This is a genomic window from Streptomyces cyaneofuscatus, assembly GCF_042718795.1.
GTDB classification, from domain to species: domain Bacteria; phylum Actinomycetota; class Actinomycetes; order Streptomycetales; family Streptomycetaceae; genus Streptomyces; species Streptomyces cyaneofuscatus_A.
Window position 1 is genome coordinate 1 of the sequence record NZ_JBHXOX010000015.1, and the last position, 16,044, is coordinate 16,044.

The window sequence follows — 16,044 nt, forward strand, 5'->3', positions numbered from 1 at the left end:
GGGACGAAGACGGCGGAGATGCGGTCGGCGAGGCGTTGGGCTGCTGCCTTGCCGTTCTGGGCGTCTTCGACGAGGCGGGCCATGCGGGCGAGTTGGGTGTCGGAGCCGATGCGGGTGGCTTCGACGACGAGGCGGCCGCCGGCGTTGATGGTGGCTCCGGTGACGGAGTCGCCGGCGGCGACCTCCACGGGGACGGACTCGCCGGTCAGCATCGACGCGTCGACGGCCGAGCTGCCCTCGACGACCCTGCCGTCCGTGGCGATCTTCTCCCCGGGCCGGACCACGAAGCGGTCCCCGATGGCGAGCCGGTCGGCCGGGACGCGTACCTCCGTACCTTCTCTGAGGACGGCGACGTCCTTGGCGCCGAGGTGCATCAGCGCCCGCAGCGCGGCGCCGGACTTCCGCTTCGCGCGGGCCTCCAGGTAGCGGCCCAGGAGGATGAAGGTGATGACCCCGGCCGCGACCTCCAGGTAGATCGTGGAGCTCGCGTCGGCGCGCGAGACGGTGAGGTCGAACCCGTGCCGCATGCCCGGCATCCCGGCGTCGCCGAGGAACAGGGCCCACAGCGACCAGCCGAACGCGGCGAGGGTGCCCATCGAGACGAGGGTGTCCATGGTGGCCGCGCCGTGCCGGAGGTTGGTCCAGGAGGCGCGGTGGAAGGGCAGGCCGCCCCATATGACGACGGGGGCGGCGAGGGTCAGGGAGAGCCACTGCCAGGAGTCGAACTGGAGCGCCGGGACCATGGCGAGCAGGACGACGGGGACGCTGAGGACGGCGGAGACGATGACCCGCTGCCGGAGGGCGGCGAGGGAGGCGGCCTGTTCCGCTTCGGCGGCGTCGGTCGATGCGGCGGCTGATGCGTCGGCCGGGGTCGGTGCGGTTTCCTGCTCGGGCGCGGGTCGGGGCTCAGGCTCCCGCTTGCGGTCCGGTTCAGGTTCCGGTTCCGGCTTCGGCTTCGGGGGTGACAGGGGGCGGGCCGTGTAGCCGGTCCGCTCGACCGTGGCGACGAGGTCCGACAGTTCCAGGCCCTCCGCGAACGTGACGCGGGCCTTCTCGGTCGTGTAGTTCACCGTGGCGGTGACGCCGTCCATCCGGTTGAGCTTCTTCTCGACGCGGGCGGCGCACGAGGCGCACGTCATCCCGCCGATCATGAGCTCGGCCTCGGAGACGTCCGCGGCCGGGGTCCCGGCTGCTGCTGTGCTGGCCATGTCCGAACTCCTGGGTAACGCAGGTCGGGCCGTACCCCACCAGTATCTGCTGGCGGGCCGGCCCGACGGGAAGAAGGTGGTGCGGCGGGCGCTCAGGCGGCCCGGCCGACGAGCTCGTAACCGGCCTCGTCGACGGCGGCGCGGACGGCGTCCTCGGCCAGCGGGGCCTTGGAGGAGACGGTGACGCGGCCGGTGGCGGCGACCGCCTCGACGGACGTCACGCCGCCGAGCGCGGAGATCTCCTCCGACACGGCGCCTTCGCAGTGGCCGCAGGTCATGCCCTTCACCTCGTACACCGTGGTGACCGAGTCCGTCGGCTCGATCTGCACGTCGGCGGCGCCGCCACCGTGGCAGGAACCGGTGGGCGAGCAGCAGGAGCCGGTGGACTGGGTGGTGGGCGCGGTCTCGGCGGTCATGACGTTCTCCTCTTCAGCGTACGAGTGTGGCGCGGGGGGCCACAGGGGTGCCCGGGGCGCCTCGCTCACTCCATACTATACCCCTAGGGGGTATGGATGAGGTGTGGGTGCGCCCGGCGCCGCCGATCGGCCCTCCGGCTCCAGGAGGTGACCGGCTCCGGAGGGTGTCCGGCTCCAGGGGGTATCCGGTTCTACGGGGTATCCCGTTCTACGGGGTACGGCCCGGGCGGGCGTGCGGGGCGAGGTGGGGCGAGTCGTCGCCGATCAGGGGGTCCAGGTAGCGGTACATGACCGCCTTCATCTCCCGGATGTAGGCCTCGCGCTCCTCGCCCTCGTGGGCCATGACCAGGTCGAGTCCGGCCTTGAACACCATGAAGGCCATCTCGGCGACCCGGTGGAGCTGGGCGGCGGGGATGTCCGCGAGGTAGTCGGTGAGGATCCCCTCGACCCGGCTCAGCATGGTGGTGTGCACGATGTCGTGCTCCTCGGTGATCCGGCCGGGGATCTCCGAACCGTGCATCAGCACGAAGAACGCCGGGTTCTCGCAGTTGAACGCGATCAGCGGGTCGAGGACGGCGTCCAGCATCCGGTCGAGCGGCAGCTCGAGGTGGCTCTGGTCGAAGGCGGCGCCGTACGTGTCGCGCCAGCGGTGGAGGAGCTGGTCGCCGAGCTCGACGGCGATGGCCTCCTTGTTCGGGAAGAACTGGTACAGCGTGCCCGGTGAGACGCCGGCCTCGCGGGCGATGGCGTTGGTGCTGGACGCGGTGTAGCCGCTGGTGCAGAAGACGCTGGCCGCGGCCTGGAGAAGCTGGGCGATACGCGCCTCGCCTCGGGCCTGGCGGCGGCGCGGCCGGGTCGCCCCGGTGGCGTCTCCCGTCTCCGTGGCGCCTCCCGCCCTCTCGGCCGCTGCGGCTTTCTCGGCTGCGCCGTCCCCTGCGGCGCCCTTCTTGGCTCTGGCCTCCGGCACGGCAATCCCCAGCTTTCGTGATGCGTTTGACAAACGCGAGTGCTCGCTCGCATTCTTAAGAAACGCGAGCGACGACTCGTGTTTGCCAGTGTAAGTGGCAACGACTGACCCATGCTGCCCTGTGCCGCCCGGGTCTCGGTGAAGGGGACACCGCACCATGTCCGAGGTCAACGGTCCACCCGGGTCCGCCGGTCCGCAGCGTGTCGAGCCCGGCCCGAAGTCCGGCCCGCAGTCCAGCTCGCAGTCCGGCGGGCCCGGTCCGCAGCGTCTCGGAGGCTGGACCCGGTTCGTCACCGCCAGGCCACGGATCGCCTTGCTGGCCGCCCTGGTGATCACTGCTCTGGCCGTGTTCGCCGGGAGCGGCGTGGCCGACCGGATGGGCAGCGGTGGCTGGCAGGCCCCCGACGCCGAGTCGTCCTACGCCACCGAGGCGCTGGAGCGGGAGTTCCCCGCCTCGCAGCCCAACCTGCTCCTGCTGGTGGACAGCGGCACCGCTTCCGTCGACGACCCGGCGGTGGCCGCCGAGGCCGCACGGCTCACCGAGCGGCTCGCCGCCGAGCAGGGCATATCGGGCGTTACCTCGTACTGGCAGACCAAGGCGCCCGCCCTGCGCGCCGAGGACGGCCGGGAAGCGCTCATCGCGGCCCGGATAGGGGGCGACGAGACGGAGGCGGGGGAGACGCTCGAACGGATCGCTCCCGCGTTCGCCGGGGAGAGCGGCCCGGTGAAGGTCTCGGTCGGCGGGCCCGTCGCCGTCCAGCACGAGATGCAGACGATTATCCAGGAGGACCTGCTGCGGGCCGAGCTCATCGCCCTGCCGGTGACGCTGATCCTGCTGGTCATGGTCTTCGGCAGCGCGATCGCCGCCATGCTGCCGCTCCTCGTCGGCATCGTCGCGATCCTCGGCACCAACGCCGTGCTGCGCGGACTGACCGAGTTCACCGACGTCTCGGTCTTCGCCATGAACCTCACCACGGCCCTCGGTCTCGGACTGGCCATCGACTACGCCCTGTTCATCGTCCGCCGCTTCCGTGAGGAGCTGGACGCCGGAGCCGACACCCGGACGGCGGTCGGCACCACACTGCGCACGGCCGGACGCACGGTGCTCTTCTCCGCGCTGACGGTTGCCGTGTCCCTGTCGGCGATGCTTGTCTTCCCGCAGTACTTCCTGCGGTCCTTCGCTTACGCCGGGATCGCCGTGGTCCTGCTGGCCGCGGCCGCCGCGCTGATCCTGCTGCCCGCCGCGTTCATGCTGCTGGGCCACCGGGTCAACGCGCTGGACCTGCGCCGCCTGCTGCGCCGCCGAAAGGGTAAGGAAGCCGCTGTCGGCGGGACCGGCAGGGGATGGGCGCGCTTCGCCGGGCTGGTGATGCGCCGGGCGCCGGTCTTCGCCATCGTCACCACGGTGGGCCTCGTCCTCCTCGGACTGCCCTTCCTCGGCGTCAAGTTCGGTACGGCGGACGACCGTCAGTTGCCCGCCGGCGCCGAGTCCCGGGTGGTCCAGGAGCACATACGGGACGGCTTCCCCGGCAGCCCGAGCGGCGGCCTGGAGATGCTGGTCGAGGGGGAGGGGACGCCCGCCGCGTACGCGGCCCTGAAGGACCGGATCGAGAAGGTCCCGGGCGTGGAGCGCGTCGAGGGCCCGGTCACGGCGGACTCGGCCGCGTACTTCGGCGTGCAGTCGGAGGGCGAGGCGGTCGGGCAGGAGACCCAGCAGCTCGTACGGGACCTGCGCGCGATGCCCGCCGACTCCTTCGACACCTCGGTGACGGGCACGGCGGCGGTCCTGGTCGACTCCAAGGACGCCATCGCGGACCGGCTGCCGTGGGCGATCGGCATCGTCGTCGTGGTGACGCTGCTCCTGGTCTTCCTGCTCACCGGCAGCGTGCTCATCCCGATCCAGGCGGTCGTGCTCAACGCCCTCAGCCTGACGGCGATGTTCGGTGCGGTGGTCTGGGTCTTCCAGGACGGAAACCTCTCCGGGATCCTCGCCTTCACCAGTACGGGGGACATCGAGACGACGCTGCCCGTCCTGATGTTCTGCGTGGCCTTCGGCCTCTCCATGGACTACGGGGTCTTCCTGCTCTCCCGCATCAAGGAGGAGTACGACCGGACCGGCGACCACGAACGCTCGGTCACCTTCGGCCTGTCCCGCACCGGCGGCCTGATCACCGCGGCCGCCGTGATCCTCGCGGTCGTGATGGTCGCCATCGGCACCTCACGGGTCACCAACACCAAGATGCTGGGGCTCGGGATCGCCCTCGCCGTCCTGATGGACGCCATGGTGGTCCGCAGCCTGCTGGTCCCCGCCGTGATGAAGCTGACGGGCCACGCCACCTGGTGGGCGCCCAAGCCGCTGCGCGCCTTCCACCAGAGGTTCGGCCTCAGCGAAGGGGAGTCGGCCCCCGCCGGCTCCTCCGTGACGAAGGCCTCTCTTACGAAGGGTGCGCCGGGCGGCCCGGATGAGCCCACGACCGAGGGAGAGATACCCGAGGCCGGGACCCGTGACGGGGAGAAGGTCACCGCAGGGGCGTAGGGGGAGCCCTCGTGCGCGGTCGGCCGGCCCGGGATCCGTTCGGAAACGGCTCTCGGGGCGGCCCCGCAAGGCCTTCTGACGGGGTGTGGCAGCCACGCGGAGGGCCTGGCGGCACGAGTGGGAGGGGAGGTGGTCACCGACCCGCCCGCAGCCCTTTCGGGAGCCCCCAGCGCGATCGATGGACCGGTCGTGACCTGGGATTTCTCCCACGCGATCCCTAAAATCGACGCATGGGGAAAGGCGACCGGATGCACCGGAACATGCGCACGACGGACGACGTGATGACGCTCCTGGACGGCCTGTTCGCACCCGAAGCGCACCGCTGGACCGCCAACGCCGCCTCGTGGTGGGACGACTTCTACGGGGACCGCGCGAAGCCGGTGCCGTTCTTCGCGGAGAAGCCTGACGAGAGCCTCGTCTCGTACGCCGACCGGGGGCTGGTCACCCCGGGCCGCGCGCTCGAACTCGGCTGCGGCCCGACGCGCACGCGCTGGCCTCGCTCGGCTTCGACGTCGACGCGATCGACCTCTCCCCGGCGGCGATCGCCTGGGCCGAGGAGCGCGCCGAAGTGCCGGGCTCCGGGGCCCGGTTCCACTGCGGTGACGCCTTCGTCCTGACGTCGGACGAGACGGAGGTGGCGGACGAGACGGAGGTGGCGGAGGGGGCCGGCCGGGCCGGTGGGGCGGAGTTGGCGGGCCCGTACGACCTGATCTACGACTCCGGGTGCTTCCACCACCTGCCGCCCCACCGGCGTATCAGCTACCTCGCACTCCTCGACCGCTGCCTCGCCCCCGGCGGCCATTTCGCGCTCACCTGCTTCGCGGCGGGGGAGGGCGGCATGGGTTCCGAGCTGCCGGACGCGGAGCTCTACCGGCAGGGGAGCCTGGGCGGCGGACTCGCCTACACCGCCGAGGAGTTGCGCGACATCTTCGCGGTCCCGGGCCTGACGGAGATCGAGCTGCGCCGCATGCGCGACGAGGAGCCCGGGTCCCCGGTCTTCGGTGAGTCCTTTCTCTGGACGGCGCTGTTCAGGAGGGAGGCCCGGCAGTAGGGCCGGTGGCCAGTAGGGCCGGTCGGGGCGGGGTCAACGGCCCCGGTTGCGTGGGCGGGAGGCGACCCAGGCGCGGATGGTGTCGCCGTACCAGTACGGCTTTCCGTTCGTCACCTGGTCGGGCGGGGGAAGGAGGCCGTGTTTGCGGTAGGAGCGGACGGTGTCCGGCTGGACCTGGATGTGCGCGGCAATGTCCTTGTAGGACCAGAGTGTTCTGTCCGTCATCCGTGACGCCTCTCTGCGCTGCTCTGTTCTGAGGGCCGGTTCTGCCCCGTGATCACGCAGCCTGCGCTCGGTTGAACGACCGTGGGCGGCAGGCAGGGTGGGGCTGTGGTGCGCTTGTGACGGAAAACCCGCGTAACGGAGATATGTGTGGCGAAACAGTTACTGGTGTGACAGAAGGTGCAAAAAGCTGGCTGTGGTGCGGAGGCCGGGCGATGTCAGACCCGGATGTCACGATGATGACCATGAGTACTTCCGAGCGTTCGATGCCCCCGCTGGTCGCCGACGAGCGGACCACCCTGGAGAGCTGGCTCGACTTCTACCGCGCCACCCTCGTCGAGAAGTGCGCGGAGCTGCCCGAGGAGCGGCTCCGTGAGGCGGCCGTGGCGCCCTCGCCGGTCACCTTGCTCGGGCTGGTCCAGCACGCGGCGGCCGTCGAGCGGACCTGGTTCCGGCGGGTCCTGGCGCAGGAGGACGTTCCGCGTCTGTACGCCCCGGCCGACGAGAGTGGGGGCGGAGACGGGAGCGGTGGCGGTGGCGGAGGCCATGACGGTGGGTTCGAGCTCGCCGAGGACGCCACGTACGGGAGCGCGGTGGCGGTGTGGGAAGAGGAGGTGCGGCGCGGCCAGGAGAACTGCGCGGGTCGGGGGCTCGACGACACCAGCCCGTTCGTGGGCGGTGAGGTGACGCTGCGCTGGATCTACACGCACATGATCGGCGAGTACGCGCGCCACTGCGGCCACGCCGACCTGATCCGCGAGCGCATCGACGGGCGTACGGGGGTGTGACCGGCCGTCAGGCCCGTCCGCAGGAGCGGAGGAACTCACGGGTGCGGCGCGCGATCGGGAGCGGCTTGTCCGGGTCGCACGGGTACATGTCCTGCTCCACGATCGCGAACAGGTCGACATCCAGGGCGCGCGCCGCGTCCAGGACCGGCTCCAGGGCGGGCACCCCACCGGGCGGTTCGCACATCACGCCCCGGGCCACGGCCGGGCCGAACGGGACCTCGTCCGCCACCACCGCCGCCAGGATCTCGGGGTCGACCTGCTTGAGGTGGAGGTAGCCGATGCGCTCCCCATAGGTCTCGATGAGCTTGACGCTGTCGCCGCCGCAGTAGGCGTAGTGCCCGGTGTCCAGACAGAGCGAGACCAGGGCGGGGTCGGTGGCGTCGAGGAAGCGGTTGACGTTCTCCTCGCTGTCGATGTGGGTGTCCGCGTGCGGGTGGACGACGATGCGGAGCCCGTAGCGCTCCCGGACCTCCCGCCCCAGCCGCTCCGTCTGCGTGGTCAGGTCACGCCACTGCGCCGGCGTGAGCGTGCGGTCCTCCAGAACCGCGCCCGTCTTGTCGTCGCGCCAGAAGGAGGGGATGACGACCAGGTGTTCGGCGCCCATGGCCCGGGTCAGTTCGGCGATGTCCGCGACATGCGCCCAGGTCCGGTCCCAGACGTCGGGCCCGTGGTGCAATCCGGTGAAGACGGTGCCGGCGGAGACGGTCAGCCCACGGCTGCGGGTCTCGTCCGTCAACCGGGCCGGGTCGGTGGGCAGATAGCCGTACGGACCGAGCTCGATCCACGCGTACCCGGCCTCGGCTACCTCGTCAAGGAAGCGCCGCCAGGGCACCTGCTGCGGGTCGTCGGGGAACCACACCCCCCACGAGTCGGGTGCCGAGCCGATGCGGATGCGGGCCGAAGAGGGTGCGGAGGGGGTCATATCGCCCAGCGTCGCGGCCGGTGCGGAGGAGTGTCAAGAGTTCGTCCGAATGTCCGGACAAAATATTGACAGGGTTCCCGGGAGGGGACTAGACCTGACCTGGGACCAGCCGGCCACCGATGGTTCGCACCGGTGGTTCGCACCGGTGGTTCGCACCGGTGAGGCGCGCCGGTGAGGCGCGCCGGTGAGGCGCGCCGGGGGGCCCGCGCCGGTGGGTCGAAGGGATGCGTATGCCTGAGCCGTACGACGTGATCACCATGGGGCGGATCGGGGTGGACCTCTACCCCCTGGAGATCGGGGTGCCGCTCGCCCGCGTCGAGACGTTCGGCAAGTTCCTCGGCGGCTCCCCTACGAACGTGGCGGTGGCGGCGGCGCGGCTGGGGCGGCGTACGGCGCTGATCACCCGGACCGGCCGGGACGCCTTCGGGGACTACCTCCACCAGGAGCTGCGGGGCTTCGGGGTGGACGACCGGTGGGTGACGGAGGTCGAGGATTATCCGACCCCGGTGACCTTCTGCGAGATCTTCCCGCCGGACGACTTCCCGCTCCACTTCTACCGGCAGCCCAAGGCGCCCGATCTGGAGATCCACCCGTCGGAACTCGACCTGGACGCGGTGCGCGACGCGCGGATCTTCTGGATGACCGGTACGGGGCTCAGCGCCGAGCCCAGCCGGGCGGCGACGCTGGCGGCGCTCCGGGCCCGTAGCGAGAGCCCGGCCCGGGAGTCTCGTACCGCGACCGTGTTCGACCTCGACTGGCGGCCCATGTTCTGGGACGGCGGGGGCCACGGCTCGGCGGGAGACCACGGCTCGGTGGCGCGCGCCCGCTACCGGGAAGCGCTCGCCCACGCCACCGTCGCCGTCGGCAACATCGACGAGTGCGCGATCGCGACCGGCGAGCGCGAACCACACGCAGCAGCTCGCGCCCTGCTCGCGGCCGGTGTGGAGCTCGCCGTCGTCAAGCAGGGGCCCAAGGGGGTCCTCGCCGTCCACCGCGACGGCTCCACCGCCGATGTGGAGCCGCTGCCGGTGGAGGTGGTCAACGGGCTCGGCGCCGGGGACGCGTTCGGCGGGGCGCTCTGCCACGGGCTGCTGGCCGGCTGGGACATCGCCCGAATCATGCGGTACGCGAACGCCGCCGGGGCCATCGTCGCCTCCCGCATCGCCTGTTCCTCCGCGATGCCGTTCCCGGACGAGGTGGAGCGGGCCCTTGCGGAGGGGGCGGTGACCGCGGACATCGCCGCCGGGCCCTCCGGAGCGGCCTCATGACCCCCGCCGCGGCCTCCCTCCGCGATCTGGTCCGGCTCCGCGCCGAGCGCCCCGAGGCGGTGGCCGAGGCCGCCGCGCGACGGAAGCGGCGGCCTCTGCTCCGTACCGACGGCATCACTTCGGAACGTGCGCGCCCGCCCCACCCCGGCCGGCTGATGATCATCGCCGCCGACCATCCCGCCCGCGGCGCCCTCGCCGTCGGGGACCGGGCGCTCGCCATGGCCAACCGGTTCGAGCTGCTGGAGCGGCTCCGCCTCGCCCTCTCCCGCCCCGGCGTCGACGGCGTGCTCGCCTCAGCCGACGTCCTGGACGACCTGCTCCTCCTCGGCGCCCTGGAGGACAAGGTGGCCATGGGCTCCATGAACCGGGGCGGGCTCGCGGGCGCCGCCTTCGAGCTCGACGACCGGTTCACCGGGCACCGCCCCGAGGACCTGGTCCGCCACGGGTTCGACGCGGGGAAGCTGCTGCTCCGCATCGACCACGACGACCCCGGCTCCCTCGACACCCTGCACACCGCCGCCCGCACCATCGACGCGATGGCCGCGCACCGGCTGCCGGTCTTCGTCGAACCGTTCCTCTGCCGACGCGTCGACGGCCGCCTCCGCAACGACCTGGGCGCCGCCGCCGTCGCCACGTCCATCGCCATCGCGTCGGGCCTGGCCGGGACCTCCGCGTACACCTGGCTCAAAGTCCCCGTCACCGAGGACCCGGACGACATGGCGCAGGTCATGGAGACCTCCACGCTCCCCGCCGTGCTGCTCGGCGGCGAGGTGGGCGACGACCTGGACGGGGCGTACGGGAAGTGGCGCGAGGCGCTGCGGCTGCCGACCGTACGGGGGCTGGTCGTGGGGCGTTCGTTGCTCTACCCGGTCGACGGGGACGTGGCGGGCGCCGTCGACACGGCCGTATCGCTGCTGTAGCCGGAGGAGGGACGGGTAGGGAGTGGCCATGGAAACGCACCACGAGCACCGTACCGGGGCCGCCTCGCCCGCCGTGCGCCACCACCTGCCCTCCGGCAGCGCCGGGCGCGGCCCCTATGTCCTGGACATCGACCCCGAAACGGCCGGATGGGACCGGTCCTATCTCCGCGTTCTGGAGCTGGAGCCGGGCGGAGTTCATACGCTCGTCACCGGGGAGTGCGAATGGATCGTCCTCCCGTTGGCCGGTGGCTGTACGGTGCGTACGGCAGGTGGCACCTTTGAACTGCTGGGCCGGGAAAGCGTGTTCAGCGGGGTGAGCGATTTCGCCTACGTGCCGCGCGACGACCGAGCGCAGATCGCCTCCGGCGCAGGAGGCCGCTTCGCCCTGGCAGGAGCGAAGTGCGAGCGACGACTCCCCGCTCGCTACGGCCCCGCGCCGGAGGTACCCGTCGAACTGCGCGGCTCCGGCACCTGCTCGCGCCAGGTCAACAACTTCGCCGCCGCCGACACCTTCGACTGCGACCGCCTGATCGCCGTCGAGGTCCTCACCCCCGGTGGCAACTGGTCCTCCTACCCACCCCACAAGCACGACGAGCACGTGCCGGGCGAGGAGTGCGAGCTGGAGGAGATCTACTACTTCGAGGTGGAGGACGGCGGCCTCGGCTACCACCGGGTCTCGCCGTCGCGCGCAGGCGGTACGGAGGTCCTCGCCGAGGTCGGCAGCGGCGACGCGGTCCTCATCCCCGACGGCTGGCACGGCCCGTCCATCGCCCCGCCCGCGCGCACGCTGTACTACCTGAACGTCATGGCGGGGCCGGGGGAGGAGCGGGCCTGGCTGATCCGCGACCATCCGGACCACCGATGGATCCGTGACACCTGGCGGGACGAGCCGGTCGACGCCAGACTGCCGCTGTACACGGCGCATCCGCAGACGGCCCGCCCGGACACGGCGCAGCCGTCGCCCGGCCCGGAGGTAACAGGTTGAGCCCGACGAGTCCGGACAGTCACCCGAGCCCCGGCAGCCCTCCGAGTCTTGGCAGTCCCCCGAGTCTTGGCAGTCACCCGAGTCCGGGCAGCCCCCCGAGTCCCGCGACCGCACGGCCCGCCCGCACCCGCCGTCTGACCACCGCTCAGGCCCTGGTCGCCTTCCTCGCCCGCCAGTACACCGAGCGCGACGGCCGCCGCCACCGCCTGATCAGCGCCACCTGGGGCATCTTCGGCCACGGCAACGTCGCCGGGATCGGCCAGGCGCTCGTGGAGGCGGGCAACGGGACGGGCAACGCGGCGGGCAACGGGACGGGCAACAGCGGGTCCCGGAACGGCGACGACGACGGCGACGGTCACGGGAACCGGACCGGGCGGCCCCGCATGCCGTACCTCCAGGGCCGCAACGAACAGGCCATGGTGCACGCGGCCGTGGGATACGCCCGCCAGTCCGGCCGGCTCTCCGCGCACGCCGTGACCACCTCCATCGGCCCGGGCGCCACCAACCTCGTCACCGGCGCCGCGCTCGCCACCATCAACCACCTGCCCGTCCTCCTCCTCCCCGGCGACACCTTCGCGACCCGGCCCGCCGACCCCGTACTGCAACAGCTCGAAGTCCCTTACGCCGGTGACGTGTCGGTCAACGACTGCCTGCGCCCCGTCTCGCGCTACTTCGACCGGGTCACCCGCCCCGAGGCGCTCATCCCGGCGGCCCTCCAGGCGATGCGGGTCCTGGCCGATCCCGCCGAGACGGGCGCGGTCACGCTGGCGCTGCCGCAGGACGTGCAGGCGGAGGCGTACGACTGGCCGGAGGAGTTCTTCGCCGAGCGGGTCTGGCGGGTCCGCAGGCCGGCGCCCGACGCGGCCGAACTGGAAGCGGCGGTACGGGCGGTGCGCTCCGCCCGCCGTCCCCTGATCGTCGCGGGCGGCGGGGTCCGCCACAGCGGAGCCGAGGAGACCCTCGCCGCCCTCACCGCCGCCACCCGCATCCCGGTCGCCTCCACCCAGGCGGGCAAGGGGGCCCTGCGCCACGACCACCCGGCGGACGTGGGCGGCGTCGGCCACACCGGCACCGCCACCGCCGACGAGCTGGCCCGCACCGCCGACCTGGTGATCGGCGTCGGCACCCGGTACACGGACTTCACCACCGCGTCCGGCACCCTCTTCGAGAACCCGGCCGTCCGCTTCCTCAACCTCAACATCGCCGGCTTCGACGCCCACAAGCTGGCCGCCCTCCCGCTGGTCGCCGACGCCCGCACCGGCCTGGAGGCGCTCACCAGCGCCCTCGCCGGACGGGGATACCGGGTCGACCCGGCGTACGAGACGGAGTACACCGGCGCGAAGGAAGCGTGGGAGGAACAGGTCGAGGCATCCTTCACCACCCCCGACCCCACCGCGCGCCCCACCCAGACCCAGGTGCTCGGCCTCCTCGACACCCTGGTCACCGAGGACGACATCCTCATCAACGCCGCCGGTTCGCTCCCCGGCGACCTGCACAAACTCTGGCGCACCCGCTCCCGCGACCAGTACCACGTCGAGTACGGCTACTCCTGCATGGGCTACGAGATCCCGGCCGCGATCGGCGTCCTCCTCGCCACCGCAGCCCAGGAGCGGCCCCGCCCCGTCTGGGCGCTCGTCGGCGACGGCACGTACCTGATGAACCCCACCGAGATCGTCACCGCCGTCCAGGAGAACCTCCCCCTCAAACTGCTGATCCTCCAGAACCACGGGTACGCCTCCATCGGCGGCCTCTCCGAGGCGGTCGGCGGCGAGCGCTTCGGCACGGCCTACCGCCACCGGGACCCCGACGGCGGCTTCACCGGCCCGCCGCTCCCCGTCGATCTCGCCGCCAACGCGGCCTCCCTCGGGATGCGCGTCCTGCGCGCCACCACCGTCGACGACCTGCGCAAAGCCCTCGCGGAGGCCCGTAGCGCGGAGGGCCCCACTTGTGTCTACGTCGAGACCGAAACGCCCGACACAGTGTCGGGCCCCCCTCCGGCACAGGCGTGGTGGGATGTTCCCGTGGCCGAGACCGCGAGCCGTCCGGCGGCGGTCACGGCCCGGGAAGAGTACGACCGGCGGGTCGCCGCCCGACGCCACCACCTCTGAGACCGGCCCCCACGCCTGCCTGAAGCCTGAAGGAGTACGTCATGACGAAGACCGTCAACCACTGGATCGGCGGCAAGACAGTGGAGGGCACGTCGGGCCAGTACGGTCCGGTCACGGACCCGGCCACCGGCCAGGTCACCACGCAGGTGGCGCTGGCCTCGGTGGAGGAGGTCGACGCGGCGGTGGCGGCCGCGAAGGCGGCGTACGCGACCTGGGGCACCTCCTCCCTGGCCCAGCGCACCACGGTCCTCTTCCGCTACCGCGCGCTGCTGGACTCCCACCGCGACGACATCGCCGCGCTGATCACCGCCGAGCACGGCAAGGTGCACTCGGACGCGCTGGGCGAGGTCGCCCGCGGTCTGGAGATCGTCGAGCTGGCGTGCGGGATCACCACGCAGCTCAAGGGCGAGCTCTCCACCCAGGTCTCCAACCGGGTCGACGTCTCCTCCATCCGCCAGTCGCTCGGCGTGGTCGCGGGCATCACTCCGTTCAACTTCCCGGCCATGGTGCCGATGTGGATGTTCCCCCTCGCCATCGCGTGCGGCAACACGTTCGTGCTGAAGCCGAGCGAGAAGGACCCGTCGGCCGCCAACCTGCTGGCCGAACTGGCGGCGGAGGCGGGCCTTCCGGACGGCGTCCTGAACGTCCTGCACGGTGACAAGGTCGCGGTGGACGGCCTGCTGAACCACCCCGACGTGGCGGCGGTCTCCTTCGTCGGCTCCACCCCCATCGCCCGCTACATCCACGCCACGGCCTCCGCCAACGGCAAGCGCGTCCAGGCCCTCGGTGGCGCGAAGAACCACATGCTGGTCCTCCCGGACGCCGACCTGGACGCGGCGGCCGACGCGGCGGTCTCGGCGGCGTACGGCTCCGCCGGTGAGCGCTGCATGGCGATCTCGGCGGTCGTCGCGGTCGGCGCGATCGGCGACGAGCTGGTCGCCAAGATCCGCGAGCGCGCCGAGAAGATCACGATCGGCCCCGGCAACGACCCCGCCTCCGAGATGGGCCCCCTGATCACCGCCGCCCACCGCGACAAGGTCGTCTCGTACGTCACGGGCGCCGCCGCCCAGGGCGCGGAGGTCGTCCTCGACGGCACGGGCCACACGGTGGAGGGCTTCGAGGACGGCCACTGGATCGGCCTCTCCCTCCTGGACAAGGTCTCCACCGACTCCGACGCGTACAAGGACGAGATCTTCGGCCCGGTGCTGTGCGTGCTCCGCGTGGACACGTACGAGGACGGCGTCGCCCTCATGAACGCCTCGCCGTTCGGCAACGGCACCGCGATCTTCACCCGCGACGGCGGCGCGGCCCGCCGCTTCCAGCTTGAGGTCGAGGCCGGCATGGTCGGCGTCAACGTGCCGATCCCGGTCCCGGTGGGCTACCACTCCTTCGGCGGCTGGAAGGACTCCCTCTTCGGGGACCACCACATCTACGGCAACGACGGCGTGCACTTCTACACCCGCGGCAAGGTCGTCACCACCCGCTGGCCGGACCCGGCGGACGCCCCGGCGGGCGTCGACCTCGGCTTCCCGCGCAACCACTGACATCTCGGACACAGGTCTCTTCCGCCCGCCCCGGCTACACCGGGGCGGGCGGAGGCGCGTCGGCCGCTACTCCGCCGGACGGCCCGGCGCCCGGCGGAGGACCTCCGCCGGAAGGGCGGCACGGGCGCCGACGGCCTCGATGCCGAGCAGCCGCCCCGTGGCGTCGAAGTCGAGGTGCAACTCGGCGTTCCCCTCGGGGGTCGCGACGGTGATCTGCCGTACGGAGGCGGCATCGGCGATGTGGGAGACGAGGGAGACGTACGCGACGTCGTTCTCGTGGTCGTGCTCGACCTGCATGGTGGTGGCGCGCTCCCCAGGTGTGCGGCTCGGTAGGTGTGCGACTCAATGTATGGCCGATGGCCGATGGCCTCCGCCGCCACGGCCCTGGTCGATCATGCCGCACCGTGGCAGCGGACGGCCCGGAATAATCGGGGTGCGGCCCCACACCCGCGTCCCGCACCCTGGGGCGCATGAACACCCAGCCCCTCCCGCCCCGTTACGAGATCCGCGCGCTGCACACCGCCACCACGGTCACCGTCTACCAGGCGTACCGGCCCGCCATCGGGCTCCCCGCCGCGCGCGACGGGCGGTTCCCCGCCGCGTGGAAGCGGGACCGGATGACCTGGATCAAGCCCAGCTTCCTGTGGATGATGTACCGCTGCGGCTGGGGCACCAAGGAGGGCCAGGAGATCGTGCTCGCCGTCGAAATCGACCGGAGCGGCCTGGAATGGGCCCTCGCGCACGCCGAACTCTCCCATTACGTACGCGATGTGCACCCCGACGAGGCGTCCTGGAAGCAGAGCCTGCGCACCGCCCCCGCCCGGGTGCAGTGGGACCCCGAGCGCGACCTGGACCTGAACCCGCTCCCGTACCGCTCCCTCCAACTGGGGCTGAGCGGGGAGGCGTCCCGGCGGTACGCGGACGAGTGGACCGTCTCCGTACGCGATGTCACCCCGCTCGCCCGCGAGGTGCACGCGGCGGTGCGTGCGGGGGAGCGGGAGAAGGCCGCCGCCCTGCTGCCGGTGGAGACGCCGCTGGACCTTCCCGCGCCGCGACCGGAGCGGGGCGCGCTCCCGGCGCCCGGGATGTGACTTTCGGCAGTGCCGCAA

14 protein-coding genes and 1 pseudogene are annotated in these 16,044 nt (G+C 72.0%); 9 read left to right on the plus strand and 6 right to left on the minus strand.

The annotated features are described in order from the left end of the window. The 3 genes from ACFWRT_RS18510 to ACFWRT_RS18520 all read right to left on the minus strand — a co-directional run. Positions 1–1,208 (minus strand): heavy metal translocating P-type ATPase (locus ACFWRT_RS18510; RefSeq protein WP_380953360.1); only part of this gene is annotated, 1,208 nt, incomplete at its 3' end. A gap of 92 nt (positions 1,209–1,300) precedes the next feature. Further along, entirely contained in the window at positions 1,301–1,624 is a 324-nt protein-coding gene (locus tag ACFWRT_RS18515; RefSeq protein WP_380953361.1) for a heavy-metal-associated domain-containing protein, read from the minus strand. 208 nt (positions 1,625–1,832) lie between these two features. Then, positions 1,833–2,591: a TetR family transcriptional regulator gene (locus ACFWRT_RS18520; RefSeq protein ID WP_380953362.1), complete on the minus strand. Its 759-nt coding sequence runs from the start codon at positions 2,589–2,591 to the stop codon at positions 1,833–1,835. A 157-nt stretch (positions 2,592–2,748) separates the two neighbouring features. On the opposite strand from ACFWRT_RS18520, the gene ACFWRT_RS18525 reads away from it, so the two are divergent. Then, a complete protein-coding gene (locus tag ACFWRT_RS18525; protein WP_380953363.1) occupies positions 2,749–5,127 on the plus strand; it encodes an MMPL family transporter in 2,379 nt (792 codons plus the stop codon). A gap of 248 nt (positions 5,128–5,375) precedes the next feature. Next, positions 5,376–6,178 (plus strand): annotated as a pseudogene (locus tag ACFWRT_RS18530) (class I SAM-dependent methyltransferase). Positions 6,179–6,211: 33 nt separating this feature from the next. Here the strand turns inward: ACFWRT_RS18530 and ACFWRT_RS18535 are convergent. After that, positions 6,212–6,403 (minus strand): helix-turn-helix transcriptional regulator, encoded by a 192-nt coding sequence (locus tag ACFWRT_RS18535; protein WP_380953364.1) that lies wholly within the window; start codon positions 6,401–6,403, stop codon positions 6,212–6,214. Between the two features lie 242 nt (positions 6,404–6,645). On the opposite strand from ACFWRT_RS18535, the gene ACFWRT_RS18540 reads away from it, so the two are divergent. Continuing rightward, positions 6,646–7,188 carry a DinB family protein gene (locus ACFWRT_RS18540; RefSeq protein ID WP_380953365.1) on the plus strand — a complete coding sequence of 181 codons (543 nt, stop codon included), beginning with the start codon at positions 6,646–6,648 and terminating at the stop codon, positions 7,186–7,188. Positions 7,189–7,195: 7 nt separating this feature from the next. Here ACFWRT_RS18540 and ACFWRT_RS18545 read toward each other — a convergent pair whose 3' ends face one another. Further along, on the minus strand, positions 7,196–8,110 hold the full coding sequence (locus tag ACFWRT_RS18545; RefSeq protein WP_380953366.1) for a sugar phosphate isomerase/epimerase family protein: 915 nt from the start codon (positions 8,108–8,110) through the stop codon (positions 7,196–7,198). A 230-nt stretch (positions 8,111–8,340) separates the two neighbouring features. Here ACFWRT_RS18545 and iolC point away from each other — a divergent pair, with 230 nt between their 5' ends. The 5 genes from iolC (at position 8,341) to mmsA (ending at position 14,935) form a co-directional block, all read left to right on the plus strand. Next, on the plus strand, positions 8,341–9,378 hold the full coding sequence (gene iolC, locus ACFWRT_RS18550) for a 5-dehydro-2-deoxygluconokinase (protein ID WP_380953367.1): 1,038 nt from the start codon (positions 8,341–8,343) through the stop codon (positions 9,376–9,378). Further along, entirely contained in the window at positions 9,375–10,298 is a 924-nt protein-coding gene (locus ACFWRT_RS18555) for a Cgl0159 family (beta/alpha)8-fold protein (RefSeq protein ID WP_380953368.1), read from the plus strand. The genes iolC and ACFWRT_RS18555 overlap by 4 nt, the downstream gene beginning before the upstream one ends. Before the next feature lie 28 nt (positions 10,299–10,326). Further along, entirely contained in the window at positions 10,327–11,283 is a 957-nt protein-coding gene (gene iolB, locus ACFWRT_RS18560) for a 5-deoxy-glucuronate isomerase (protein ID WP_380953369.1), read from the plus strand. 134 nt (positions 11,284–11,417) lie between these two features. Next, on the plus strand, positions 11,418–13,391 hold the full coding sequence (gene iolD / locus ACFWRT_RS18565) for a 3D-(3,5/4)-trihydroxycyclohexane-1,2-dione acylhydrolase (decyclizing) (protein WP_380953424.1): 1,974 nt from the start codon (positions 11,418–11,420) through the stop codon (positions 13,389–13,391). A gap of 41 nt (positions 13,392–13,432) precedes the next feature. Next, positions 13,433–14,935: a CoA-acylating methylmalonate-semialdehyde dehydrogenase gene (gene mmsA / locus ACFWRT_RS18570; protein ID WP_380953370.1), complete on the plus strand. Its 1,503-nt coding sequence runs from the start codon at positions 13,433–13,435 to the stop codon at positions 14,933–14,935. 66 nt (positions 14,936–15,001) lie between these two features. Here mmsA and ACFWRT_RS18575 read toward each other — a convergent pair whose 3' ends face one another. Next, positions 15,002–15,232 (minus strand): DUF2283 domain-containing protein, encoded by a 231-nt coding sequence (locus ACFWRT_RS18575; RefSeq protein ID WP_380953371.1) that lies wholly within the window; start codon positions 15,230–15,232, stop codon positions 15,002–15,004. 173 nt (positions 15,233–15,405) lie between these two features. On the opposite strand from ACFWRT_RS18575, the gene ACFWRT_RS18580 reads away from it, so the two are divergent. After that, positions 15,406–16,026: a DUF4291 domain-containing protein gene (locus ACFWRT_RS18580; protein WP_380953372.1), complete on the plus strand. Its 621-nt coding sequence runs from the start codon at positions 15,406–15,408 to the stop codon at positions 16,024–16,026. The last annotated feature ends 18 nt before the right edge of the window (positions 16,027–16,044 follow it).